Below are 24,760 nucleotides of genomic sequence, written 5' to 3'. Positions count from 1 at the left end.
TCATCCTTATGAGATAATTTTGTCACTGATATCGTTAAGAGCCTTTAATTCTTCGGCATTTAAGTCCAACTGAGCAGCATCCAAAAGTGCCGGTAGTTGGTCAGGAATTCGGGCTGAAGCAATGGGAGCGCTCACCTGAGGACGAGACTTTAACCACGCAAGGGCAACTGTAGCTATAGCAACATGATGGTCTTGTGCGATCTGTTCCGCCACTGATACTACATCCAAGCCGGCAGGTGTGAAGAAATCTTGCACCATGCCTTCGCGTTGCTTTCCCTTGAGATCATCTTGAGTGCGGTACTTGCCAGTTAAGAAGCCAGCTGCAAGGGAGAAGTATGGAAATACCATAAGATTTTCTTCTTGGGCAACCTGCATGAGACCATCTTCATAATCCTTGCGATACACAAGATTGTATTGGGGTTCAAGGGCTATAGGTAGTGTCAGATTATTCTCACGAGCAATATTGAACCACTGACGAATTCGTTCTGGAGAATAGTTAGACAGGCCGATTGCTCTGATCTTTCCTTCTTTAACCAATGCGTCAAATGCTGTTGCAGTTTCTTCCAAGGGGGTTTGTGTATCATCAAAGTGAGCGTAGTAAAGGTCGATGGTGTCAATGCCCAAGCGAAGTAAAGACTCGTCAGCAGCAGAAGCTACGTTGCCTGCTGACAATCCCGAGTATTGAGGATGCTGACTGACCTTTGTTGCTATCATGACTTGGTCTCTTTTGCCGCTGGTCGCCAGCCAACGACCGAGAACAATTTCTGATTCGCCACCGCTATGTCCTGGTGCCCAGGCTGAATATACATCTGCGGTGTCGATTACATTACCACCGGCTTCCACATACTTGTTGAGTACTTGCTGGCTTTGGTTCTCATCACTTGTCCAACCGAAAGTGTTGCCTCCTAAAACCAGACCGTACACTTCGTTCCCAAGTAGCTTTGTCATCTTTCTGCCTTTCTATTTACAGACCGTGCATACAGCAGACTTGGAAAAACTAAGCCTGTATAGAATTATTGTGCTCTCTAGGCATGACTGTTTGCAAGATGGTGCTTTTACGCCTTCTCTGCGGTTTATGGGAACATGGTATGTGGGGGAGACTATAACCAGTTTGATTTGCCATTGAAAATACGTAATACAACCAACTCAGCTACCTGTTGCCTACAGTGAGGAGCGTGCAAACGCATGTTGCAGATTCATCATATTTCCAAGCAGTACCGAACTGGTGATTTCAGCCAGAATGCTCTCAATGACGTCAGTCTTAACCTAAGAGACAACGAGTTCGTCGCTATTTTGGGGCCTTCTGGTTCCGGAAAGACCACCCTGCTGAACATTATCGGAGGCTTGGATCGGTATGATTCAGGAGATCTTGTTATCAATGGTACGTCCACTCGTCAATATAAGGATCGAGATTGGGACTCGTATCGCAATCATACCATCGGATTTGTCTTCCAGTCGTATAATCTCATCCCTCACCAGAGTGTAATTTCCAATGTAGAGCTTGCTCTCACAATTTCGGGCGTTCCTCGGTCACAGCGTCGTCAGAGGGCTCGTAAGGCCTTAGAAGAAGTTGGTCTAGGTCAACATATTGATAAGCTACCCAACCAGTTATCTGGAGGGCAGATGCAGCGTGTTGCCATAGCTAGAGCGTTGGTCAACAATCCATCTATTGTTTTGGCTGATGAGCCTACAGGTGCCTTGGACTCTCAGACATCGGTACAAATCATGGACTTACTCAAAGAAGTAGCCAAGGACAGGCTGGTAGTTATGGTCACTCATAACCCTGAACTTGCCCGTGAATATGCGACTCGTATCGTTGAACTTCGTGATGGTTCTATTGTGTCGGACAGTGACTCCCTGGCTGTTAGCAAAGAGTCAGCACAAACAGCCCAGCACCGCAATTTTGGTCATGCATCAATGTCGTTGGTCACCTCATTGGCACTCTCATTCAATAACCTCAAGACTAAAAAGGCTCGTACCTTTCTGACTTCTTTCGCTGGGTCTATAGGGATTATTGGCATTGCGCTAATTCTTGCGGTATCGAATGGTGTCAATAGGTATATAGACAAAGTGCAAGAGGATACTATGACTGCGTACCCTATTTCGATTCAGGAACAGTCATTTGATCTCAATAAAATCATCGGTTCTGCTCAGGATAATACGCAGAATACTCAAGATCACAAGGGTTCTCATCGCTCCAAGGCAATTTATCCTGATGACTCAGCCATTTCATCGGCATCAAGTTTAGCGAGCTCTATAAGCTCTAATAATTTAAGTTCCTTTAAGCGCTATCTTGATGATCCTAAAAGTGACATTCATCAGTATGTTGGTCATGTGGGTATCCAATATTCATACAATACCAAGTTTTCAGTCTTCGATCGGGATCCTAAGGGAACACTAGTATCAGCTTCTTCAGTTACCATAGGTGGTCAAGAAACTGGTGCCGCAGCTCAAATGGCTTCTGCTGGTGCAAACTCTTCAGATCCTTCACAGATGGAATCTAGGCAGATGGCTGCTATTACAGGAAAGTCTCAGACCAAGTCTTCACCACAGTCTTTCACTGAAATCATGCCAGGCAAGGATGAACAGAAGACACCTATCGGACAAGTAATCAAGGATAACTACCAACTGCTACAAGGGTCGTGGCCGCAAAACAAGGAGCAAGTGGTTTTAGTCTTGGATGCTGACAACAAAATTCCTCTGGTTACCTTGTATAACTTAGGGCTCAAGCCGGCCAGTGAATACAATGACATGATGGCCAAGCTTAATAACGGTCAAGAGGTGAAGGCAGATACTTCAGCGCTGGATTATGATCAAGCTATGAAGCAGACCTTAGATCTCATACCTGCTGCTGACCAGTACATCAAAGGTGATGATGGACACTACCATTATGTGGGTGATGACGCTGGACAAGTTGCCAAGTTGCTCGACAAGGCTGTTCACTTGAATATCGTCGGAATTGTTAAACCTGTTGCTAAGGCTTCCGCCACCCCTCTGCCAGCTGGGATAGGGTATTCCCGGCAGTTGACGAATTATCTGATTGATTATGCCAGCAAGAGCCCAGTGGTGAGCGATCAAGAACAACATCAAGATGAAAGTATATTAACTGGCCTCAAGTTCGCTGCGGCAGATGACAGTGCCAAAGCTTCTCAAGCCAAGAGTTTCGTAGCTACTCTCAACAATGCTCAAAAAGCTGCTATGGGTAGTGCCGTTATGGGAGGAGGGCAGCAAGGTGCACATGCAGTCCCCTCAGCTGGTGAAGCTGGTTCGGGTAGTGCTATGCAATCGAGTGACGAACAAGCCGCGGCCCAAGCTTTTGATCAATATATAGCTACTGCTAACCAAGACCAGTTGGTTGCTATTTATGAACAGTATGTGCGTCCTCAGGTAGGATCCTACAAAGATAATCTAGCTTCTTTTGGATTAGTTAGCCGGCAAGCGCCCACATCTATCAGAATTTATGCGGACTCATTTGAAGCTAAACAGTCAATAACCGACTCGATCAATCAGTACAACGACCGTGTTGTAAAAGCAGACAAAATTACCTACACTGACTACGTTGGACTGATGATGAGCTCAGTAACGACCATTATCAATGTAGTCTCTGGAGTACTAATTGCCTTTGTTTCTGTTTCCTTGTTGGTCTCCTCCATCATGATTGGTATTATCACCTACATATCTGTGCTTGAGCGAACCAAAGAAATAGGAATTTTGCGAGCCATGGGCGCTTCCAAACGAAATATTTCACAAGTGTTTAACGCTGAAACAGGTATTATCGGTTTGCTTTCTGGCATACTCGGAGTCGGGATTAGTTGGCTCCTCCTTATACCAGGTAATGCTATAATTCATGCACTCATGGCAACTGAAGATGTCAATGCCATCCTGCCAATTCAAGCTGCCATCGTCTTAGTGATATTGAGCATTGTGCTGACGCTGTTGGGAGGATTACTACCTTCTAAGAAGGCTGCTAAACAAGATCCTGCTACGGCCTTGAGAACCGAATAACTATCGAACGTAACAAATGTGGGCCTCACACATGAGTGCTAGGCCCACATACGGCAAGCTTGTAGCTTTACCCTTTCAGCTCTCTAGGAACTCAGGTATGGGAGCGGCATCTGCGTATCCCTTACGGTACATGCGTTCTGACCCTTTAAGATTATGGCTCAGTGTATTGAGTCCGCATAAATCATCTGGCGCAATGATGAGGACTTTGCCTTCTTGCTCATACTGTTGTGCGAGTTTAAGTTCAGTGTTATAGGTGTCGTATCGTTTTTCCAAACGTTCAGCTACTTGAGGATAGGTACGGGAAAGAATGCGCGCAGGTATGGCATCGGTCTTTGCTGAGCGCATGAAATTACGCTGCCTAGTTAAGATGAGGACAATCCTATCAGCTCCATCATCGACAGCCTTCTGCACAGGAATAGGATCGATAATGCCGCCGTCAAAATAAGGGCGGCCATCCACTATGTATGGCTGGTTGGCTACTGGCACAGAAGATGATGCCTTGAGAGCACCGTAGTCATCCTGGTGAAGGTCGTCCTTGGTGAAGTACTTGGCAGAACCGTCATTACCGTCGGTTGCCACAACGGTCAATGCTGTAGGGTTGCTTTGTATGGCTTGATAATCCAAAGGATATTCTCCATCGTGATTGGATAGAGTGCCATAAATGTAGTCCAGATTGGTAAAATTGTGACCTCTAATATAATTTACCGGGGAAGCATATTCTTTCCTGGTTGAATACTCTGTATAAAAGCGATAGCAACGACCTGGTTGACCAGCAAGGAAAGACGATAAATTTGCTGATCCTGCCGATACTCCATAGCAGTGGTCAACATGAATGTGTAAGTCCATGAGACGATCAAGCACTCCGGCACCATAGACTGATCTGAAGCCACCGCCCACATCAATAAGGGCTGTCCGATGATTACCCATTATCTTTCTTCCTCCCAACCTAATTGCCTTCTACGATTCGCTCTGTTCTGCCTCTGACAAACCAGCATATCTACTGACTGAGGACATGTAATCTAAAAGTTCATATGAGCGTTCTTGTATTTGTGTAGATGGATCGGAATTGCTTACTTGTAGGTGCCCTTCTTTGCCACTGCTGTTGAGCATGTCGGTTTCTGAGAGCATGTTGTGTACTTGTCTAGCGGTTCCAGCATTGCCATCAACAATGGCGACCTGGGGTGGGCAAAAGTCTTGGAAGTAGTTTCGGTAGAAGATAAAATGAGTGCACCCAAGAACAATTGAATCTATTTGCCCTAAATCGTAGTGTTTGAAGTAACGTTCAAGGGCAGCGTTGACTACTTGATGTTGGGAAAGATGGCCAGACTCTACAATAGTTACCAAATCAGGGCACGGCTGTTTCCATATGGTGTGGTCAGCTTGGAAACGTGCCATCAGATCGGCAAATTTTTGTTCTTGCAGGGTCAGGGGAGTTGCAGCTACGATAACTCGTTGTGGCCTTCCTCGTCCCATATCACATGCCAATTTTAGAGCAGGTTCCATACCGATGATTGGCACTGAATAGCGCTCTCGTAAGGCAGTGGCGCACACTGAAGTGGCGGTGTTGCAGGCGATGACAATAGCTTTGGCCCCTTGCGCAAGGAGGTCGTCAACGATGGTAAAACAGCGCTGACGAACCTGCTCAGCTGTTTTAGTGCCATAGGGGGCATGAGCAGAATCTCCGAAGAAGAGTATATTTTCTGCTGGCATCAGGCGGCGGATACTGGCTGTTACTGATAAACCTCCTAGGCCTGAGTCAAAGATGCCAATTGGTGCATCACTAGCCATGAGTCTCCTTAGTGGTGAATGTTTGCCTGCTCTTGAGCCTACTCACAGACTTGACTGTCGTTTCGCTTTGAGGCGAGCATGTCTAGAAAAGAGCTTGTCCATCAACTACTACGATGACAACTACAAGGGCCACTACCCATACAGTATCTACCATAAGGTCGTAGTAAAGGCGGTAGTAGTTCCTTAACTGCTTCCCTAAGCCAGCAAAGCGCCCTTGCAATGATGGTACATTGTGCAAGCATACAGTGGCATGGGTCAGCGCCATAAATTGGATAGTCGTGGAGAACATGAGCACCAAGCACCAAGGGCACAGGGCTTTGATGACAAAGAGAGATTGACTAAATAGCCAATACGCATACAGAAGAGCAGATAGGCTTCCCCACCAACTCGCCAGGTTAAACCATTTTGGCAATAATGCCCCTGTCAATCCGATAACACAGATAGTAATAAACACAGATTCTGCTGCAATACCTAAGAATGCATTAGGGATACTCCAGTTGCTACCGTGGATGAGCTCCGCTTGCCATGATTGTGCGACGGTAGTGCAGGAAAGCGTCGAATTAACATCGCAACTGAGTTTGTCTCCTGGGTGACGAGCCATCTGTAATGTATCTATAGCGACAATGAAGGAAACGAGTAGGGCGAGAGCTGAAGCAACGAGAGCTATGCCATATGTCCATGTACTGCTGTTACGCCATCCCGTTAGTCTTTGTGACGAAGTAGATGAATTCATAAGGAACACTCCTCAACAGGACAAGCCGATGTGAAACTGTGCACTAAGCAGCCTACGATACAAGTATGACGCATTTGTTGCATGGGTACCATGAGCAAGCTGACTCTGGGGATTTGCAGCCCTATACAGGTGGATGGGACTTGCACTGCCATACCGTGTTTTCTGATGGCACCTGCACCCCAGAGCAAATGATGGACCAGGCTATACAGGCTGGGTTGGCTGGTGTGGCGATCACTGACCATGACACAAGTCAGGGCTGGACGCAAGCCAGGCAAGCTGCCAACGAGCGTCGATTCTCACTCATCTTAGGCACTGAAATAACCGCTGATGAGCAAGGTATTTCTGTGCATGTGCTGGCCTATGGCTATGACAGAAGCAATACTGCTCTCGCTGAACTGTTTACCTCTACGCGTCAAGCCAGGTTAGATAGAGCACGTCACATGGTCGACTTGATATCTTGTGATTATCCGATTACCTGGCAAGATGTACTAGCCCAAGTTAAGGAGGGAGAACGTACCACCGTTGGCAGGCCACATATAGCGGACGCTTTGATAGCAGCTGGCATATATAAGAATCGCTCTGAAGCTTTTGCTGGTGTGTGCTCTTCACACAGTCAGTATTATCTACCAACGCCGTCCCCGAGTACAGAATTGGTTGTCCAAACAGTAAAAGCTGCTGGAGGAGTTGCGGTCATTGCTCATCCTGGAGCCGTAGGACGAAACGCTGTCCTGCTTTCTGACGAACACATTAGTAGACTGGCTCACTTAGGCTTGGACGGCCTTGAAGTATGGCATCGCGATAATCCACCTGAACAGCGTGAACGGTTATTAAAGCTTGCTGGTCAGCTAGATTTGTTGGTCACTGGCGGTTCAGATTGGCATGGAAAAGGCAAGCCAAACCGTTTGGGTGAGTACACGACTTCTCCCGCAGTAGTAGAAACTATTATTGCTTGTTCAAGCCAGGGGCAAAATAGCTTGAACGAGCAATAATGGCGTGTACCTAAAAGAGTGATACGTTTACAAGGCACCGAAACCAACTGGTCGTGTGGTGTCAGAACCGATAATTGCATACCCTAAAGCTCCGGCAGGAACGATGATGTGTCGTCCCTTGTCATCAAGAATGTCGATAGCGTTGTCGCTTTTCAAGGCGCTTTCTACGGTGGCAGCTACCTCATCTGCCTTGGCAGCAGTGCTGAAAGAAACTGGTCGTGCCACATTCCTGATACCAAATTCAATATCCATACTGTCTATCTCCTATTTTTCTTGCTGCTTACTAGCAATTGTTGTGTCGGTATTATTTGTCATCCTCGCCTGCTGGTCGAGCAACCAGTTGGGTTTGGGCTGATTTGGGTTCTTCAGATACCTGATGGGGATTAATGATAATAGTTTGAGTACCAGAGCTTGTTGAACTCACTGCTTCATCTGCATCTTGGTTATGAGCCGATTGGCCCGGGTCAGCGGGTTCTTTTTTGCGTTGATGAGCCTCTTCAGTTTGCTGCTGGGCGATATGACTCATATCAACCTGCTGTATAGCTTCAGTTTTGAGGTTGTGAGGTTCTGATTCCTTGGACTCCTTGCCGGACTGAGGAATCCTCATGTGTTTACCGGTGCTGGCTGGAACATCCACAGATAAGGCTTCTTCTGGTGCTACAAAATCGGTTGATGAGGACTGATGTGAGCCGGTCATATCTGGCAGGGTGGGGGCTTTTACAGCTGCGTGCCGTCCTGTGCTTGTGGCATTTCCTGGTCGTAATGACTGTTCTGGTTTCCGATAGACTGGTCGGGCCACAGTAGCATCGTCATCTATATCAGCTGCAGTCGGTTGTGGGCTGGGAGTAGCTGCCTGCAATTGACTGCTCTCTTGCGGGAGGGAACCGACTGTCATGGTGACCGAAGTATCTGTTGAATCGTTAGATTGAGGCGTTGCTGTTTTGGATACCGGTTTGCTGTGCCTGCCTGTTGGGTTAGGTTGTCTCACATTGCCGGTACCAGAAGCAGGCGCGAATGACCTTGGTGCTCGGTCAGCTAACTGTTCCGCAAGGCGCTCCACTTGAGCTTTAAAACGGATTATTTTATCATTATCGGCTTGTTCAAGGGCTAGGATAAAGTCGCCGACTTGTTCCATTTGTAACCATAAATTCGCTCGTAACATGATGAGATCGTCCATCCTAGACCCCATCATTCGACCGTATGCGGCAATGACGGCATCACGACCATTCTGGTCAAGTTTAGCGAACATCCAGGCTAAGTCTCGTGCAGGATCATTGACTTGCATATTCTGCCAATTATGAATGGCAGTAAGCCCAGTATTAGAGAAGAGTAAATCACCATCACTGAAACCTCCATGGACCATGCATGTGTTGAAAGACCACAAGCCTTCAGTGTCGATGATGCGGGACCAGGAATCAGTAATTTCACTGGGAACATGGCCTGCATGCTTAAGGCTGTTGATCCAGGCGGAAAGTTGGACGGTAATCTCACGGGTATTGAAGGCTGGGTAAAAACGTTCACGCAAAGGCTGAGGATCAATCCTGTGAATGGCTGCAATGGCTGTGCCAACAGCAGCACACTCTTCGTTGGTTAGTAGCTTCAAACTCTGTGTGTGGCCGGGAGTGTGAGTCATGATAGCTACTGCCACATCTCCAGTCGGACTGTTAGCGCCAACACCGGGTTGGTAACTCAGTACCTGCTCAACGCCAAAACCCAAGGCCCTTATGCCTCGTATATCTTCCAGCGCTTCCGCAGCTTTTACCCGTTTGCTCAGTCGAGCCTTGCCTTGCTCAGTACTAGTGGCCCAAACGTCATAGAGCCTGCCTGAAGCATTCTGTACTACTGCGCAGTCAATACCATCTGCTTCATCTGTTATGTTCGCTTGATCAGATGCGCGGGCGCCAGTGAAGTAGGCGTCTGGCATAGCGGCAGATGCCAGAGCAACGAGAGTTAGCTTTGTTCGTTCAGTCACACTTCCAGACTAGTACAAGAGGTGCCTTTCTGGTGCACACAGACCGCGTTACATACAGCTTCAACATGCTTAGGAAGAAATTCACTTATCCACTGCTCAGGGCGCAAAACAGCGGTCGACCAACCTCTTCGGGTATGAGCTTTGAGACAATAGGAAGGTGAGTGAGCGTAAAACAACCGATGATTTGTTAGAAGGACTAGATGCATCCCAGCACACAGCAGCTGTGACTGTCGACGGTCCTGTTCGCATCATTGCTGGTGCAGGTGCGGGTAAGACTCGTACAATCACTCACCGAATCGCGTATGCCTGTGCCTGCCAGGCTTGGGATCCCAGTCGTACTCTTGCGGTTACCTTTTCTGTAAAAGCTGCTGGTGAACTGCGCTCGCGCTTGACGAAGCTTGGTGTGAGTGAAGAAGTTACGGCAGCGACTTTCCATTCCGCTGCTCTTCATCAGCTACGACGAGTATGGGCAGACATTACCGATGCGTATTTTCCACAAGTGGCTGAGGACCTACGTCCTTTTATGGCACGAGCCTTTCAACGGGTTACCGGGTTGGATGACCCGGATCCGATCCAATTGCGAGACTTATTGGATGAAGTGAATTGGACTAAAGTGTCGCTCATTGCTCCAGAAGAATATAGTCGTGTTTGTGCTGCAACCCATAGAAATCCGCCAGCTGCCTTGGAAACAAGCAAGATGGCTGATGTAATTGAAGCATTTGAGACAGAGAAAACTGCCCATGGAGCTATTGACTTTAACGACATCTTATTGATGACTTGCCACGTATTAGAAGAGTTCGAAGAGGCTGCTCAAAAAATCAGACAACAAGTGGGTTGGTTGACAGTGGATGAATACCAGGATGTATCCCCGCTTCAGCACAGGCTGATGGAGTTGTGGCTGAATAAGCAGAGCTCAGTTTGTGTGGTGGGAGACCCAGCGCAGACTATTTATTCATTTGCTGGCGCCAGTTCATATTACCTTTTGGATTTCGATCATGAATTTGCGCCTGTCAGCGCAGATATACAACTCAACACGGATTATCGGTCTACTCCTCAAGTGGTGTCTTACGCCAATCGAATTTTATCTGCTTCGCCAGAACGTGCAGACTACCTCAAACTGAGCTCTCCCAAAGAGGACGGGCCTCGAGTAAATTGCATGCGTTATCCCTCTGATATGGATGAAGCACAGGGAGTTGTACGTCGGATAGAGCGGTTACTAAGTAGGGGCGCTCAGCCAGGGCAATGCGCGATTCTTACCAGAATTAATGCCCAGCAAAAAATTATGTGTACTGCCCTCAAGCAGGCAGGTATCCACTATAGGGTTCGCACTGACAATGGTTGGCAACGATCAATATCAGCGGCAGAACTGTCTCAGTTGGACTCTACAGAGCTGATAGCGACGTTACGGGGAGAAGGGGAGGGTCTGGTGACCGTTTCAACCATCCACGCTGCAAAAGGTCTGGAGTTCAATCACGTTTTTCTCGTAGGCTGTTCCGAAGGATTACTACCTTTTGGTTCCCCACAGTCTGGAGCTGCTCTCGAGGAGGAACGACGGCTTATGTATGTAGCTGTTACCAGAGCATCAGAGAGCCTTCATATTTCATTTGCTGATAGAAAAGATGGGACTGGTGGAGGGCAGCGTTCACCCTCGCGGTTTGTCTAAACTGCATTTACGTTATTGTGGGATGGACCAAATAAGTGGTCACATACGGATACAGTTATCAGTCTTGCTTGGGGTGGTTGTCTTCTCCAGTATCACCAGGCTGGTCCTCGTTGTTGGTTGCCCCCTTATCTCCAGAATGTGCATCGTCATCCAAGAGTTTGTTCAGTTCCGCGTCCCAGTCAATCCTACTTGGAGCTGACTGAGGCTGGTTTGCCTGTGAGGAAGATTGACTGTCAGCATGGTGAGTCGGAATCTTACCGCTGTCTGGTGTGCCAGTTTCTTCGATGACGGAGATATCGGTAGGATTATCATTCGGTAATTGGGGCAGGAGATCAGGGTGTGACCACAGTGCATCACGCTCCTGAATGCTGGAACGAACAGTAAGTTGCTCCCAGACATCGGCAGCTTCACGTAAGCGCCTCGGTCTGAGTTGTAAACCAATGAGGGTCTCAAAGGTGTGTTCTGCTGGACCACCTACTGCCCGTTGGCGGCGCATCATCTCTCTTAATTGTTCCAGGTGTGGTAGGTGAGCCATTCCAGCCCGCCAGACCACGCAGTCCACCCAGCCGTCAACCAAGGCCAGCAGTGTCTCGAGGCTGTTCATAGCCTCTTTTTGTTCTTCTGTATCTTGCATGCCAACTTTTCCTAGATTAATGGCCCCGGCCATGGATTCGGGGTCTAACCCAACTGCTTGATCAATTTGATCTTGCATGGCATCGAGGTCAATATCAATACCGCGCGCATACTTGCTAATGAGAGCTTCGAATCGAGGCATAAGCCACGGTACAGATCCGTAGAGTCGTGCATGTGCAGCTTCATGTAAAGCTAAGAAGTTCAGTACTTCTTCTGGATCGAGTTCAAGAGATGCGGCATATTCGGCAGCGTTCTGAGCAATCAGCCCACCTGCTGAGTTTTTTGACAGTGCTATGCCTTGGTCGAAAGAGCCGTGTACTTCACTCGACATTTCACCGGCGGCCTGCCCTAGTTGTATGGCAAATGCTGTATTGCCTAAAAGGCTAATTAATGTCTTGGGATCTTTGAGGCCTTCGGGTATGGGGATGGGTATTGGGCCAGCAAACATGCCTGATATTTCGCCTTCTGGTAGGTTGCCAAAGCGAGAACCTAAAACCTGAAGGAGGGCTTGGTTCATAGACCGGGCGACTGGTGCAGCAAATTTCGCCCAGGAAGCCAAACTTTCTTCAACCCAAGATGCGCGTGTGAGGGCGTCAGGTTTTCCGGAAGCAGGGTCAAATGAGCTCACGGCGTCTAGCCAGAGGTTTGCTTCACTCATCGCTTTGCTTACTTGTTCAGCTTGAGCAGCGCTGACGACCGACTCGGAATCTTTGCTTTGTACTTGATTGAGCGCAAGCGCTTTGGCGAGTTTGACATTGATAGGTCCGTCTTCAGCAGCTTTTTGCATATCTCCAGGTGTGTTAAGCCCGCCCATGGTAAAGGCGCTGAGCATTGCTTTAACTTGAGCTGGATCAGGAAGTTGGTTCCCGTTTTGGGCAATAATGTGTTGTCTCATCTCTTCTGGCAGTTGAGAGAACTGTTTCCAAGCCATCTCACCCTGTATAGGGCCGAAGCACTCAAGCATCCATTGGTGGATTGCGTTCTCATCCATACTGTTCCGTCCTCTAGGTTGCGCTTGCGAGCTGCTTTTACGCTGGGCTGTAATTACAGAATCTGATCCTGCATATCTACATGTTAGCGAATTCGTCGCTTTCTTCCATAATATGGGTCTTATGACATATTTGCACGCTGAAGGCTCTTCGTACGCGGCAAGCGCACAAGCTACTCACCAGTCAACCGGGGTGGATTCCGATCCGCATGTTCCACTAGGGACTTTGATTAGGCCTAAAAAAGAGTCTCGTGCTCACCGCCGCAGGCGGACAGCTCTTGCTATCACACTCTTCTTGGCAGTTTTCGTGTTCATTGCGCCCAGTCCGTACGTGGTTGAGGCACCAGGTCCTACTCAAGATGTGCTTGGTTCATCAGGTTCCCAATCGGTGATTACCGTTAAGGGAGCCCCTACTTATCACAGCAAAGCTGATGGCAAATTGTTGCTAACTACAGTAAATGCAGCTGGTCTTTCAGGTGGTTCTGGTATACAAACACTTATCGGATGGGCAGATCCTCATGCTACCGTACTGCCGAAAGAAGTGGTGATGCCTCCTGACCAGTCTGTTGCAGAGTATGAACAGGCCAACCATAAAGCTATGACAAGCTCACAGGACGTTGCTAGTGCGCAAGCCTTGCAATTTTTGCGTTCTCGTGGAAAAAATACTGCTGGTATTAAAATATTCATGCATGTAGATGATATTGGTGGACCTTCTGCTGGTCTTATGTATACCTTAGGTGCTATCGACAAACTGACTCCTCAAGATGAGACTGCTGGTCAGGTCATAGCTGGTACCGGAACCATGAATAAGGACGGAACAGTAGGGGAAATTGGTGGTATCCGCTTGAAAATGATAGGGGCCCGTCGTGATGGTGCGAGTTGGTTTTTAGCTCCAGCAGACAATTGCAAAGAAGTAGTAGGCAATGTTCCGCAAGGTTTACGAGATGTACGCGTATCTACATTGGAGGAAGCGTATACAGCGCTGACGGAGATCGGGCAGGGGAGGGGTGATGCTTTGCCTCACTGCACCACTGTTGCGCCACAGTAAGGCTTGCCTGCTGTTAGGTGCAAGGTAAGCCTTTGTAAGCGTTCATTGGCATGGATAGATTCTTGTGCTCGGGTACCTGTTATAGGGTTACGCTGATCGTGTTTCATAACTGGCCGATATTCAAACTGCTCACCATCATCCAGTTGTCCAAGCTATAACTGTGATATTTTTCTCAGAAAAGAGGCTTACTATGTAGCGCTGTCCTTGGTAAGTTGCTATGCTGGATATGTGGCTGAGACTACAACCAAGAGAGCAGAAGAATTCGACTTTCACACAGGGTCTATTGTGCAAGAATGGCTCTGGGATGATGATGTCGATGACAGCATCCGCCAGAGGATTGAAAACCTGACTGGTGAGGAGCTGGTAGATGAAGATTACGACGCACAGGTGGATGGGGTAATCATCTGGTGGCGCGATGGGGACGAAGAAGACGATTTGGCTGATACCATTGTCGACGCTTCCACATCTTTAGAGAACGATACGCCGGTGTGGGTGCTGACGCCCAAGCCAGGTCGTCTCGGTGCGCCTGGTCCAAGTACCGTATCCAATGCAGCCAAGACTGCCGGCATGAATGTAGCGATGCCTCTGACGGTCAGCTCTGACTGGAATGCCACGCGCTTACGGGCTTTCGGAAAAGGGCGTCAGTCCTAACGTCTCTTTGCGATATTCGTAAAGCCAATACACTGACGTGGTTGTCAGTGGAGTGCTGTGTGCTTGTAGCAGGTTAGGGTGTCGTCCTGCTTCTAGTGCTTTCGCTAGGGATATGTATGGCGGCTAGCGCGTTAAAGATGTGATAGTCGCTACGTACTGGCGTGCCAATAAACAGTATTCACCATTCGCTGCGCAGTCTTGTAAAGTCAACATCAGGATTACAAACACAAGCGTTATTAATTACGCTTGCTTGTCCAGTATCTTGTGGGCGATGAGGGACTCGAACCCCCGACATCCACCGTGTAAAGGTGGCGCTCTAGCCAACTGAGCTAATCGCCCGCTGATGTGCCACCAATCCCTCAGACAGTGTATGTGTTAACACTGCCTTGTCATGATGACCACATGTACAGCATACTATAATAGTCCATCAACAGGATATGTGGCGTGCCGTGAGGTAACGTACGCAGGGATAGGGCGCACAGAGGCAAGTTATTTGCTTGGTTCGGTTTGCCGTCTGCGTGAACACGTAAGCTAGGTATAGAACATTCTTACCGGAAGAACAAGGCAGGAGGTCGGTGTCCCTATGGCACATGAGCCTGAATCCAATCGTAGCGATGCGACTATCGCACGTGCGGGCAAACGTAAATGGGGTTATGACATTCAGCAGGTTGACACCTTCCTGTCTCGTGCGCACAAGCTGTATGAGAGTGATGTACCAAAGTTGACGCAACGTGATATTGGTAATATCTCATTTGATTTGCGTAAGAACGGTTACATTATTTCCCAGGTTGATGCTGCGTTGGCACGGCTCGAACGAGCTGTTTCGGACAGGTATACTTCTTGGCAGATTAACCAGTATGGGCGTCAGCAATGGTTAGACAAGGCAATTACGTTGCAGCAGCAGCTTTCAGTTCATGCCTTGAGAGCTTACCGTGAGCGTTTTGCTCCTGGACGTTCAGGTGATCCTTCATATGACCGTAAGCAGGTAGATAGACTGGTGGACCAGGTTATCGCCAAGACCGCAAGTCAGCTTGGTATCGAGCGGACTGATAATATAAGTGATTCGAATCTGGTTGATATTACCGCGGATCGTGTTTCGAATGTCATCTTTACTCAGCGTAAGGGGAAGCATGGCTATGATGAACGCCAGGTGGATTACTTCTTCGTAAGAGTGGTTGAGCTGCTTCAGCAGTTGGAGTCGTATATCCGCCTCGGTGATGGTGAACAATCGGGTACAGATTCAGATGAGGAAATTCAAACCCATGTCACTCATGCAAAGAGACAGAAGAAAGCTGTGTCTCCCGCTTCCCATGCTGTCAGAAAAGACACACCACAGCGAGATATCAACAATGCTGACACAATAGTAGGAATGTCTCCGTTGTCGGCCGACAAAACGGACAATACCGATACACATTCTGTAAGACCAGTTGATGCTGCTGAAGAGGCTCAGTTTGATCAGCTACACCAAGTAGAACAAGCAATATTTGACGGTTCTGCCTCTGCTCAAACTCCAGTTCTGGCACCACCGGCACCAGCGCCTGTTCCCGTCCCATCGCCAGCATCGTCAAAACCATCAGGTTCAGCAAAAGCAGTCAGCCCCTCGCTTGCTGCCTTAGCGAAGACACCTACTGATGAAACAGTCAACACTCCGGTTGAGTCTGCTTCACGCACTGTGCCTATGTCTCAGAGCAGGTTGAGCCAAGAACCTGTCACTCGAGTTGGTGAAGAGACTACGCAGTTTAATCCCCTTACCGATTGGGATGATGATACCGATGGACAGCAGCCTTCAGTACCAGCACCGGCAGCACCGGCAACTCGTCCTATTTCCAGCAAGGGCGGGCAATTGCCTCAAGATCCTCCAAGGAATACAACTGCACCTATGCCAGCTCCTAAGGAGTCACTCTTTGACTTTGAGCTACCACAAGTCGATGTAGATATCCCTAATCTTGCTTTCCCTGCCTATGACGACGACGAAACCCGTAACAAATAGCCGTCGATAACAGAGGAAACAGATAACGACCGTGTTCGTTCCCAGCAGATAGAATAACCAGCGTGTCACAGCAAGTTAGTCAATCAATCAAGCCCAGTACACTTTCTGATACGGACTTACGCGGTCGTTGGACTTGGGCTAGACGAATGATGGCGAGTGTTCCTGTTTTTGTCGTTCTGATGGGTATTCTCGTTTCTATATCGCACCTAACTGCGGTTCCTTGGAAATATGATCCAGTTGACCAGAACTTTCCTACCTTGTCTCCAGACACAGCAGTAACCTATGAGAATCCCAACAATGTCCCTCTTGAAAAAGTTGGGACCTATAAGGTTGCTAAGCGCTACATGTGGATTAAAGCTGTACGTCCATCGACTGGGGAAGTACAAAATATTCATGCGCTTATTCGTGAGCCTATAGGTGCAGCAGGTAGGCGAGCTGCTGTCATGTTTATGCATGGTGCTGGATATGGAACTTGTGATAACTCATTCGGTGATGTGGCTACTACTATGGCTTCGGTAGGTTTTGTCACTGCTGTTATAGATAAACCCGTGTGGTCAACCTCCGACATTGATCGAGATTATCCCGCATCAGCTAAAGTGTACGATCAAGTCATTAACTATTTGCGTTCACTGCCCAACGTGAATCCAGATTCGGTAGGTCTTTACGCAACCAGTGAATCGACATGGATTTCTGCCTACCTGCTGCGTGATGATCCTAAAGTAGCTTTTCAGATCTTGCTGAGCCCTATGGTCTATTCGCCTAGGCACGCCATGGGCTTTTTTGTGGCCCAGGACTTTGCTATAGCCGGTGCTAATCAGGGTTATCAATCAGTGGTACGTCGCTTGTTTTCAACCGATACGGCCCTCTTCGGTTTAGACAATCCAGATATTAAGACTCAAATCAAGCCAGCGTTTGCGGTTCCGACATTTGTGGCGTATGGAACTAAAGATGTGATGACTGCACAAGTAGAGGGAGTGCAGAAAATACTGGCTTTAGCGCATTCGGCTGGGAACTGGAATGTAACGGTACGATCCTATGCTATCTCTAATCACGTGCTGCGCCTAGGTGATGAGGCTCTGACTGGCACTCCACTGGCAGACCACTATCAAGAGGATGTTGCTGATTGGGCTCAAGGTCAGATTCATGGACTGAAACAAACCTCACAGCCTGTAGCTGGATCGACAATCCACCAATCTATTGCTGTTCCAGTAGACTTACAAGGTCGTCGCAAACTTACTCTGTATATGCTTGTCGTTCACGCTAGTGCTGTCATTTTCCTGATTGTTGCTGTCATGTTAGCTCTCGTGGCGTGTGCTATGAAATTGATTCGACTTGTTCGGCGAAACAGGAAACCAGTTTTTGGTTTTGCACACGGTTTTGGAGGAACGCTAGTGGCTATAGCTGGTTCGACTATCGCCGCTCTGCTGCTTTTTGCTGCTGGCTTGGGGCAGGTGATTATTGCTCTGGTTAAGTTAGGCTGGGGGGGAGTGCCAGACCCAGCTGGTGTGAGCGATTGGTCATGGCCTGTCATTCAACTTGTTACGGCAGTAGTCGTTTGGGCTTGGTCTCGAGTTCTTGTCAGGATGTATGAGGTTGGTAGAATGAAGGGTGTCTATGAAATTCCTGCGCAGATAAAAGGGCAGGGTTTCAGTGGGACTGCGATAGTTCGCCAGCTCAAGACGAATGATCCAAATCCAGTGCTCGCATCTACGAAGTTTGGGATAGTCTTCTTCTGGATAGCTGCTATAGCTATGTTTTGCCTCCTACTCGTATTTGCCTTTTGGGGGCTATTTATCTATTAATCTCACTAATGATGAGTGCATGCTGGGTACTATCTGACCACTTGTCCGCCTCGATAGGCAGGATACTGGTGGAAATAGGGAATGACGAGTAACAGTAGGGGGTGAGCAGTGGCTACATACCAGGACGAAGGAGTGGTTCTGCGCACCACCAAACTTGGAGAAGCTGATCGCATTATCACGCTGCTGACCCGCTATCACGGTAAAGTGCGTGCAGTTGCTAAAGGAGTAAGACGTACTAAATCTCGCTTTGGTGCACGACTGGAACCTTTTATGAGGGCTAAGCTGTTATTGGCTGAAGGACGCAGTTTGGATGTGGTATCTCAAGCCGCTTTATTATCAACATATGCTGACTCAATTTGTGCTGATTATGATTTGTACACTAATGGAGGAGTTATTCTAGAGACAGCAGATAAATTAGTCACTACTGAACACGAGTCTGCTCAATCCCAGTACCTATTATTGATTTCCGCCTTAAAGGCGCTTTCTACAGCTGCTCATGATCCGCGAATGCTATCAGCTTCCTACCTCATGCGAGCATTAGCTATAGCAGGCTGGCAGCCTCGCTTTGATGCTTGTACCGTATGCGGGCGAACTCCGCATCAAACTGAGCTCACATACTTTTCTATTCCCGGCGGCGGTTTGCTCTGTCAGGCAGATCATACTCCTGAGTCTATTCGTATATCACCGGTGGTAGTGACTCAGTTTTGCGCTCTCACAACTGGAAACTGGAAGCAGCTCGGTTCTTCCCAATTAGATCCACTTACTGATCGGCTTGTTGAGAAATGGGGCGAATACTACTTGGAACGTCCCATTCGATCGTTAAGGCTACTAGATTCGTCATTATGAGTTTCAAAGCAGTGGATTATCAGTCCTTGGATGTACCAGCGGCGCCCTTCGCGGAAGGCGGTAGAGTGCCGGCTTTTCCAGCTGGTGCGGTACCTAGGCACGTTGGTGTCATTATGGATGGCAATGGACGCTGGGCTCAGCAGCGAGGTCTAGTGCGTACTGAAGGACACAGGGCAGCTGAACCAGTAGTGTTCGATACGATTGCAGGAGCAATTGAAGCTGGTGTTCGATATTTAAGCCTGTACACATTTTCGACGGAAAATTGGAAGCGCAGCCCCAGTGAAGTACATTTTCTCATGGGTTTTTCTCGCGATATTATTCATCGGCGAGTGTCCCAGATGGACGAATGGGGTGTACGGGTTCGTTGGTCTGGCAGGCGTCCTCGGTTGTGGAAGTCAGTAATCAATGAGCTCGAAACAGCTATGGAGCGTACGAAACAGAACACTACCATTGATGTGGTGTTTTGCATCAATTATGGCGGACGAGCCGAGATTGCTGATGCTGCTACGGCAATTGCTCAGGAAGTAGCGGCAGGAAACATCAAAGGGTCGAAGGTAAGCGAAAAAATGATCGCTGAGCACTTGTACAATCCGGATATCCCTGATTGTGATCTGGTGATCCGCACATCCGGTGAGCAACGAACCTCCAACTTTTTACCCTGGGAGGCGGCATACGCAGAGTTAGCCTTTGTTCCTGAGCTGTTTCCTGACTGCGGACGAGAGGTACTCTGGCGGGCCATTGATGAATATGTCCATCGTGACCGGCGGTTCGGTGGAGTAAAGAAGTCGTAGACGCAAGCACAGTCAAGACCCAATCCAGCATATGTATTGGCTGAATTGGGTCTTGATTTTACGAACGCCTTAGCTGCATGCTGTCACCTGTCATTGCCTTCCCAAATGGTAGTGAGTTGAGCAATAGAGATCCTGTTAATGTAAGCCGATCCCTCGCCAGACTCCGCAATGAGACGTATCTCACGTGGCCCTTCAGCTGGGAAGGAATAAGAACTCATGACTTCTAATCCATCGTTGATATACACTTCAACTGAGTTACGGTCTACAATGATATGCAGCTTGAGGGTATCGTCAGTCGTATCAAGAGGAGCGGTTCGGTAGCCCCGGTCACCATAAGTATTGCAATGGCGGTCGATGACAACACCTTGTAACTGGTCGTCATAGCATACCAGAGTGTGATCGCCATTGCTGGTGCGGTGTATTTCGAGTCCAATGCGCTCAGCCTGACTACGTTTGAGATCAATCTCCATTTCGATGTCGGCTGTTTGAACGTCGCTTAGAAGCTTCTGGCTTGCATTGACGGCAAGATTGACCGATCCAAAATCTTGAATATTGCTCTTGAGTTGCTCGAATTCATGTACTGGCTGGGTACGTAGATGGTCGCCAGCTAAGCTCACTACACGTGGTATTGTGAGCTGTCCGCACCAACTATCGTCTTGCATAGGGATTGGTTCAGTGAAAGGACTCATCCAGCCGAAAACTAAGCGCCTACCATCGGGTGCTTGGAAGGTTTGAGGTGCGTAAAAATTGTGCCCCCTGTCCCATAGGTGGAAGTCACTTTCCTGGTGGAAGTCTCCACCGGCTTGCCAGCTACCAATGACATAGCCGGCGTTATTGTGGTTTCGTGCCTCGAATCCTGTGTGCTTCAATCCCATGGCGGAATAGCAAATAACCCATTTGTCTCCCAGTGGGAACATGTCGGGGCATTCCAACATGAATACGTCAGGATCTGGATGCTGATAAATTGGACGGTCGAACTCCCAATGAATCATGTCGTTTGAATGGTACATCCAAATTTCACCGCGGTGCTCTGGTGTGCTGACACCAAAAACCATACGCCATTCGCTGCCTTGCTTCCAGACTTTAGGGTCGCGGAAGTGTAAGATGCGGTCGTCCGGGCAGGGGATTACGACACCCTTTTTCTCAAAATGGATCCCATCTTCTGAAATAGCCATGCACTGTTCTTGGAGGTTGCCTTCTCGCTCATCTATTCCATTGCGCCAGCGGTGGCCTGTGTAGTAGATGACTAGCTTGTTGTCGTCGGAGATGACTGCTGAACCTGAAAATACTCCGTCTCGTTCTGCTTCAAAAGACGGGGCCATAGCAATGGGTTCGTGCCTCCAAGTTACTAAGTTTTCACTAGAGACATGACCCCAGTGCATAGGTCCCCACTTGGTTCCATATGGATGGAGCTGGTAATAAACGTGGTAGCGACCCTTGTAGTAGCACAATCCATTGGGGTCGTTAATCCAACCACCTGGTGAAGCGATGTGTTCCAAGGGATACCACCGGTCATTGCGTTGTTTGAAAAGTTTCTCAACGCCCGCTTCTGCTTGTGCGAGTTGCTCGTCTTGGTGGTATGTAGGCAGGCTCTCTATGTTCATCGTCAAGCATCCTTTCTTATTGGTGCTGTCTGCGACTTGGCCTTATGCTTTTCCTTACTCAGCATAAGGCCAAGTCATTCTTTTACGGCTAGGGGTTTAGGCAGCTGCCTGCTGTTTTGCGGCCAGTTGTTTGTCAGTAAAGAAGGGGTCACCATCTACCTGCTGGTTGTCCTTCTTTAACACGAACATGCCATATATGAGTGCAACGAAAACTACTGCGGAAATCGTGTAGAAGGTCGTTCGATCGCCGGCCGTATCGTGCAAGGCGCCCAAGGGTGTGGACAAAAGGACCTGACCTACCTGAGAGGCAATCTGGAAGCCCACCATGTATAACGTAGCTGACAGCTTCGGGTTGAAGTGGAGGGTGAAGTAGCGGAAGGCAGGTAGGGAGAAAAGTGGCACTTCTATTGAGTGGAAGAGTTTGACGACTGAAACCATAATTGGATCATGGAAGAAGCCACACAAGCCTATACGCAGGAACATGACGGTAGCCCCCAGGAGCAGGGCATTGCGAACACCTATCTTACGCATAATAATAGGGACGACGCCCATCATGGCTGACTCGAGGAAGACTTGAATGCCATTTAGGGTGCCATAGACGCTGTTGCCGATTTCTGGAGTAGAGAATAGATTGGCATAATACGTGGGAAACATCTGCTGGTCGAAGACGGTGTAGAAGGTATTGGTAAACATCATGAAAACAATCAGCAGCCATAGGGTTGGCATGCCTAAAACGCTTATCATTTCCTTGAGAGAAGGGTTGGTTCTTTCATTGGGGTCAGCCTCCTTCTTGATCTCCTCTTTTTGTTCAGCAGGTACCCAGAAGGCATATACCATCAGCATGCCCAGACCAAAGGCTGAGCCGAGCCAGAAGTTAATGAGGGGGTTGATATTGAAAACAAACCCTGCAACCAAGGCTACAATAGCGTAGCCGAATGAGCCCCAAGCTCGAGACTGGCCATATTCGAAACCAAACTTACGTGAGTAGCGCTCAGTGACAGCTTCAAGCAATGAACACCCTGACATAAAGCCCGCTGATAGGACGATAGAGCCGATAATGGTTCCGAGCATCAAATTGCTGCGCATAAGTGGGGCATAGATGAACTGCACAAAGGGGCCGACCAATGCTGCAATCGCAGAGATGAAGATGGTTAGCCGTCGCTTAATCCCTAGCTCGTCCTGAATGACTCCATAGGCAAACATAATGATTAAGGTACCCAGGGAGTTAATTGAATACACAGTACCGACTTGAGTATTGGTCAGGTGTAGGTCGGTTGCTAACCAGCGTTGGTAGAAAGACCACCAGATGCCCCAAGAGCAGAAGAATAGGAATATGCCAGTGGAACTTTCCAAGTAAGAGGGATTCCTCCAAGCAGACATCTTTTTTGTCATTGTTGCCTCTTTCTTATCGTGAGACTGGCATCACTGCCAGGCTTCCCTTTGTACATGCGCAGCTGTCGTTGCTGAGCAATGCCTATGACAAGCAGTATAGAGTGTCAAACGATTTACGTCAAACGATTGACGTTTTACTTCGCAGTTGTGTCAAATTAACGAAGGTTCTTGCGATTAGTGGTTGACGACTGATTCTTTTTCTAATAGTTGGCAATGAATAAGTGTTGTGCCATCAGCCTGAAGAGGAGGTAGTGGCGCCGTAGTTGCTGGCAGCGTCATTGTTGATGGATCGATGTGTTCTATGTGTGAAATGAGTTTGCAGGTAGCCCAATACCCCATTTCGTAGTGGGGGAGTTCGATAGTGGTTAGTCGGGGAGCGACAGTCTCGGCAAAAACCCGGTGGTTATCAACACCTACCAAACTCCAATCCTGCCCTATGTGCAATCCACGTCTCGCTGCTGCCTCATACACGTACCATGAGCGCGAATCGTTAAAGCAGAAAAAACCGTCTGGGTGTGCACCTTGAATCATGTGTTCCACACTGTCCATGGCTTCTTGATTTCGTGAGACCTGGGTAACTAATTCTGGACGGAAGGCCTGCCCAGCGTCTTTCAGTGCAGCCTGGTAGCCATTAAATCGTTTTCCTTGTGCCAAGATCGGTTCAGAGTCACCGATATAGGCAATACGCTGGCAGCCAGCAGCCAGCAAGTATTGGGTGGCATCATAGCCAATAGTGAATTCATTCGGTGAGATAGATGAATACCTACCTGTAGGCTCACTGGCATTTACTATCACGACAGGGTGGCTACTGAGGGTCGCAGGGACGTTGGTCACACGGTTGTACATTTTGGCATAGAGGAACCCATCTACCCCATACCGCTTGAGAGCAGCGATCTGTTTGCCTTCTTCGTAAGAACCATCTGCCGATACGATGATGAGCATGTATCCTAAGTTTGCCGCTGCTTCTTGAGCACCAACGATAATATTGCCTGCATATGGGGTAGTAGCAACTTCTTCGGAGATGAAACCGATTATCCGGGTGTGAGAAGTGCGCAAGGATCTGGCAAGTGGGTTGGGCCTGTAGCCCATTGCTTTGGCTTGTGCTTTTACCTTTTGTGCAATATCAGCTTTGACTCGCCCCTTGTCTCTACCGTTGAGAACCAGAGAGACAGTCGAAACCGACACCCCAGTCTTGACGGCTATCTCCTTCATAGTTGTCATTGCATCCTCCTGCTCAGCTTCTTTCAGCTTATAATGAGCCTTAAACGCCTACACCTTGCAGAAGCTGCAGGGAAACCGCTAATACAGACTTTCGTTGCTGATGTTAAGGGGGGGGGGAGGAGGCTACTTGCTTTGGCGGTCTAAAATCTCGTTGACGAGTTGAGGTTTTCGTTCCATTTGATCATGCATTCCTGGGCGAATATCGAGTTTGAGGGATACACCTGTACGGTAGCCCTGCGAGACAAGTGTCATGGTTGCATCTCGTACAACTCTCATGACATCATCTAGGTTTCCTTCAATATTGGTAAACATGGCGTTTGTCTCGTTCTTGAGACCGGAATCACGTATGACAGCTACTACTTGTGCTACGTATTCTGAGAGTTCTTCACCAGTGCCGGAAGGTGCAATGGAAACAGCTGCTACAGTGTTGACATAATCCTCGTCTGCATGAGTTGTGAGTTCTGGCATTGGATGGTCCTTTACTGCTCGATAATCTGTTGGTCAGCAGGTTCACGTAAATAGAGGATGGGGGTCTTGCAGACACCATGAGAGTGGAGTCAATGACGACGTGTGCGGCATTGGTAAAATGCCTTATCACGCTGGTCTCATCCGACAGCTTCCAAGGGCCAGTTCGCAAGCCTTTC

20 protein-coding genes and 1 tRNA gene are annotated in these 24,760 nt (G+C 48.4%); 9 read left to right on the top strand and 12 right to left on the bottom strand.

Annotation, left to right across the window (positions count from 1 at the left end):
• Positions 1 to 6 precede the first annotated feature (6 nt).
• The gene (locus BOCO_RS07140) at positions 7 to 948 is read right to left on the bottom strand and encodes an aldo/keto reductase (protein ID WP_094723634.1); all 942 of its coding nucleotides are present in this window, start codon (positions 946 to 948) and stop codon (positions 7 to 9) included.
• Between the two features lie 237 nt (positions 949 to 1,185).
• Between BOCO_RS07140 and BOCO_RS07135 the strand changes: the two genes are divergently transcribed.
• Entirely contained in the window at positions 1,186 to 4,005 is a 2,820-nt protein-coding gene (locus BOCO_RS07135) for an ABC transporter ATP-binding protein/permease (protein WP_094723632.1), read from the top strand.
• 75 nt (positions 4,006 to 4,080) lie between these two features.
• On the opposite strand, the gene BOCO_RS07130 is transcribed toward BOCO_RS07135, so the two are convergent.
• The 3 genes from BOCO_RS07130 to BOCO_RS07120 all read right to left on the bottom strand — a co-directional run bounded on the left by BOCO_RS07130 (position 4,081) and on the right by BOCO_RS07120 (position 6,526).
• On the bottom strand, positions 4,081 to 4,932 hold the full coding sequence (locus BOCO_RS07130; protein ID WP_094723630.1) for a patatin-like phospholipase family protein: 852 nt from the start codon (positions 4,930 to 4,932) through the stop codon (positions 4,081 to 4,083).
• A gap of 30 nt (positions 4,933 to 4,962) precedes the next feature.
• Positions 4,963 to 5,793 (bottom strand): glutamate racemase, encoded by an 831-nt coding sequence (gene murI / locus BOCO_RS07125; protein WP_094723628.1) that lies wholly within the window; start codon positions 5,791 to 5,793, stop codon positions 4,963 to 4,965.
• An 82-nt stretch (positions 5,794 to 5,875) separates the two neighbouring features.
• A complete protein-coding gene (locus BOCO_RS07120; RefSeq protein WP_094723626.1) occupies positions 5,876 to 6,526 on the bottom strand; it encodes a vitamin K epoxide reductase family protein in 651 nt (216 codons plus the stop codon).
• A 65-nt stretch (positions 6,527 to 6,591) separates the two neighbouring features.
• On the opposite strand from BOCO_RS07120, the gene BOCO_RS07115 reads away from it, so the two are divergent.
• Positions 6,592 to 7,515 (top strand): PHP domain-containing protein, encoded by a 924-nt coding sequence (locus BOCO_RS07115; RefSeq protein WP_094723624.1) that lies wholly within the window; start codon positions 6,592 to 6,594, stop codon positions 7,513 to 7,515.
• Positions 7,516 to 7,542: 27 nt separating this feature from the next.
• Here the strand turns inward: BOCO_RS07115 and BOCO_RS07110 are convergent, their stop codons facing one another.
• A complete protein-coding gene (locus tag BOCO_RS07110; RefSeq protein WP_094723622.1) occupies positions 7,543 to 7,767 on the bottom strand; it encodes a DUF3107 domain-containing protein in 225 nt (74 codons plus the stop codon).
• 52 nt (positions 7,768 to 7,819) lie between these two features.
• A complete protein-coding gene (locus BOCO_RS07105) occupies positions 7,820 to 9,487 on the bottom strand; it encodes a phosphotransferase (RefSeq protein ID WP_420835410.1) in 1,668 nt (555 codons plus the stop codon).
• Between the two features lie 157 nt (positions 9,488 to 9,644).
• Here BOCO_RS07105 and BOCO_RS07100 point away from each other — a divergent pair, with 157 nt between their 5' ends.
• On the top strand, positions 9,645 to 11,150 hold the full coding sequence (locus tag BOCO_RS07100) for an ATP-dependent helicase (RefSeq protein WP_244568785.1): 1,506 nt from the start codon (positions 9,645 to 9,647) through the stop codon (positions 11,148 to 11,150).
• Positions 11,151 to 11,208: 58 nt separating this feature from the next.
• On the opposite strand, the gene BOCO_RS07095 is transcribed toward BOCO_RS07100, so the two are convergent.
• Positions 11,209 to 12,774, bottom strand: coding sequence for a zinc-dependent metalloprotease (locus BOCO_RS07095; protein WP_094723620.1), 1,566 nt, complete (start codon positions 12,772 to 12,774; stop codon positions 11,209 to 11,211).
• A 121-nt stretch (positions 12,775 to 12,895) separates the two neighbouring features.
• Here BOCO_RS07095 and BOCO_RS07090 point away from each other — a divergent pair, with 121 nt between their 5' ends.
• Positions 12,896 to 13,819 carry a YlbL family protein gene (locus BOCO_RS07090; protein ID WP_094723618.1) on the top strand — a complete coding sequence of 308 codons (924 nt, stop codon included), beginning with the start codon at positions 12,896 to 12,898 and terminating at the stop codon, positions 13,817 to 13,819.
• Between the two features lie 228 nt (positions 13,820 to 14,047).
• Positions 14,048 to 14,470 carry a DUF3052 domain-containing protein gene (locus tag BOCO_RS07085; RefSeq protein WP_094723706.1) on the top strand — a complete coding sequence of 141 codons (423 nt, stop codon included), beginning with the start codon at positions 14,048 to 14,050 and terminating at the stop codon, positions 14,468 to 14,470.
• 265 nt (positions 14,471 to 14,735) lie between these two features.
• Here the strand turns inward: BOCO_RS07085 and BOCO_RS07080 are convergent.
• Positions 14,736 to 14,809 (bottom strand) — tRNA-Val (locus BOCO_RS07080).
• A 244-nt stretch (positions 14,810 to 15,053) separates the two neighbouring features.
• On the opposite strand from BOCO_RS07080, the gene BOCO_RS07075 reads away from it, so the two are divergent.
• The 4 genes from BOCO_RS07075 to BOCO_RS07060 all read left to right on the top strand — a co-directional run bounded on the left by BOCO_RS07075 (position 15,054) and on the right by BOCO_RS07060 (position 19,899).
• The gene (locus BOCO_RS07075; RefSeq protein ID WP_094723616.1) at positions 15,054 to 16,460 is read left to right on the top strand and encodes a DivIVA domain-containing protein; all 1,407 of its coding nucleotides are present in this window, start codon (positions 15,054 to 15,056) and stop codon (positions 16,458 to 16,460) included.
• 149 nt (positions 16,461 to 16,609) lie between these two features.
• Positions 16,610 to 18,262 (top strand): alpha/beta hydrolase family protein, encoded by a 1,653-nt coding sequence (locus BOCO_RS07070; RefSeq protein ID WP_094723704.1) that lies wholly within the window; start codon positions 16,610 to 16,612, stop codon positions 18,260 to 18,262.
• A gap of 108 nt (positions 18,263 to 18,370) precedes the next feature.
• Complete coding sequence (gene recO, locus BOCO_RS07065; protein ID WP_094723614.1) at positions 18,371 to 19,108, top strand: DNA repair protein RecO; 738 nt, start codon at positions 18,371 to 18,373, stop codon at positions 19,106 to 19,108.
• Positions 19,105 to 19,899 carry an isoprenyl transferase gene (locus BOCO_RS07060; protein ID WP_094723612.1) on the top strand — a complete coding sequence of 265 codons (795 nt, stop codon included), beginning with the start codon at positions 19,105 to 19,107 and terminating at the stop codon, positions 19,897 to 19,899. The genes recO and BOCO_RS07060 overlap by 4 nt, the downstream gene beginning before the upstream one ends.
• An 83-nt stretch (positions 19,900 to 19,982) precedes the next feature.
• On the opposite strand, the gene BOCO_RS07055 is transcribed toward BOCO_RS07060, so the two are convergent.
• From BOCO_RS07055 to BOCO_RS07040, 4 genes are all read right to left on the bottom strand, one after another.
• Positions 19,983 to 21,503, bottom strand: a complete 1,521-nt coding sequence (locus BOCO_RS07055; RefSeq protein ID WP_094723610.1) for a glycoside hydrolase family 32 protein — start codon at positions 21,501 to 21,503, stop codon at positions 19,983 to 19,985.
• Between the two features lie 96 nt (positions 21,504 to 21,599).
• Positions 21,600 to 22,895, bottom strand: coding sequence for an MFS transporter (locus BOCO_RS07050; protein WP_094723608.1), 1,296 nt, complete (start codon positions 22,893 to 22,895; stop codon positions 21,600 to 21,602).
• Positions 22,896 to 23,069: 174 nt separating this feature from the next.
• A complete protein-coding gene (locus BOCO_RS07045) occupies positions 23,070 to 24,116 on the bottom strand; it encodes a LacI family DNA-binding transcriptional regulator (RefSeq protein WP_094723606.1) in 1,047 nt (348 codons plus the stop codon).
• Positions 24,117 to 24,239: 123 nt separating this feature from the next.
• Positions 24,240 to 24,584 carry an MTH1187 family thiamine-binding protein gene (locus tag BOCO_RS07040; protein WP_094723604.1) on the bottom strand — a complete coding sequence of 115 codons (345 nt, stop codon included), beginning with the start codon at positions 24,582 to 24,584 and terminating at the stop codon, positions 24,240 to 24,242.
• Positions 24,585 to 24,760: the final 176 nt, after the last annotated feature.

Origin of the sequence: Bombiscardovia coagulans (assembly GCF_002259585.1) — a bacterium.
GTDB classification, from domain to species: domain Bacteria; phylum Actinomycetota; class Actinomycetes; order Actinomycetales; family Bifidobacteriaceae; genus Bombiscardovia; species Bombiscardovia coagulans.
This window is presented reverse-complemented; position numbering and strand designations above follow the sequence as displayed.

What these genes read in the sequence shown, in the direction of transcription:
- BOCO_RS07120 (WP_094723626.1), bottom strand. Translation starts at nt 6,526, where the DNA reads ATGAATTCATCTACTTCGTCACAAAGACTAACGGGATGGCGTAACAGC.
- BOCO_RS07070 (WP_094723704.1), top strand. Translation starts at nt 16,610, where the DNA reads ATGGCGAGTGTTCCTGTTTTTGTCGTTCTGATGGGTATTCTCGTTTCT.
- BOCO_RS07135 (WP_094723632.1), top strand. Translation starts at nt 1,186, where the DNA reads ATGTTGCAGATTCATCATATTTCCAAGCAGTACCGAACTGGTGATTTC.
- BOCO_RS07055 (WP_094723610.1), bottom strand. Translation starts at nt 21,503, where the DNA reads ATGAACATAGAGAGCCTGCCTACATACCACCAAGACGAGCAACTCGCA.
- BOCO_RS07040 (WP_094723604.1), bottom strand. Translation starts at nt 24,584, where the DNA reads ATGCCAGAACTCACAACTCATGCAGACGAGGATTATGTCAACACTGTA.
- BOCO_RS07110 (WP_094723622.1), bottom strand. Translation starts at nt 7,767, where the DNA reads ATGGATATTGAATTTGGTATCAGGAATGTGGCACGACCAGTTTCTTTC.
- BOCO_RS07045 (WP_094723606.1), bottom strand. Translation starts at nt 24,116, where the DNA reads ATGACAACTATGAAGGAGATAGCCGTCAAGACTGGGGTGTCGGTTTCG.
- BOCO_RS07115 (WP_094723624.1), top strand. Translation starts at nt 6,592, where the DNA reads ATGACGCATTTGTTGCATGGGTACCATGAGCAAGCTGACTCTGGGGAT.
- BOCO_RS07090 (WP_094723618.1), top strand. Translation starts at nt 12,896, where the DNA reads ATGACATATTTGCACGCTGAAGGCTCTTCGTACGCGGCAAGCGCACAA.
- murI (WP_094723628.1), bottom strand. Translation starts at nt 5,793, where the DNA reads ATGGCTAGTGATGCACCAATTGGCATCTTTGACTCAGGCCTAGGAGGT.
- BOCO_RS07050 (WP_094723608.1), bottom strand. Translation starts at nt 22,895, where the DNA reads ATGACAAAAAAGATGTCTGCTTGGAGGAATCCCTCTTACTTGGAAAGT.
- BOCO_RS07130 (WP_094723630.1), bottom strand. Translation starts at nt 4,932, where the DNA reads ATGGGTAATCATCGGACAGCCCTTATTGATGTGGGCGGTGGCTTCAGA.
- BOCO_RS07075 (WP_094723616.1), top strand. Translation starts at nt 15,054, where the DNA reads ATGGCACATGAGCCTGAATCCAATCGTAGCGATGCGACTATCGCACGT.
- BOCO_RS07060 (WP_094723612.1), top strand. Translation starts at nt 19,105, where the DNA reads ATGAGTTTCAAAGCAGTGGATTATCAGTCCTTGGATGTACCAGCGGCG.
- BOCO_RS07095 (WP_094723620.1), bottom strand. Translation starts at nt 12,774, where the DNA reads ATGGATGAGAACGCAATCCACCAATGGATGCTTGAGTGCTTCGGCCCT.
- BOCO_RS07140 (WP_094723634.1), bottom strand. Translation starts at nt 948, where the DNA reads ATGACAAAGCTACTTGGGAACGAAGTGTACGGTCTGGTTTTAGGAGGC.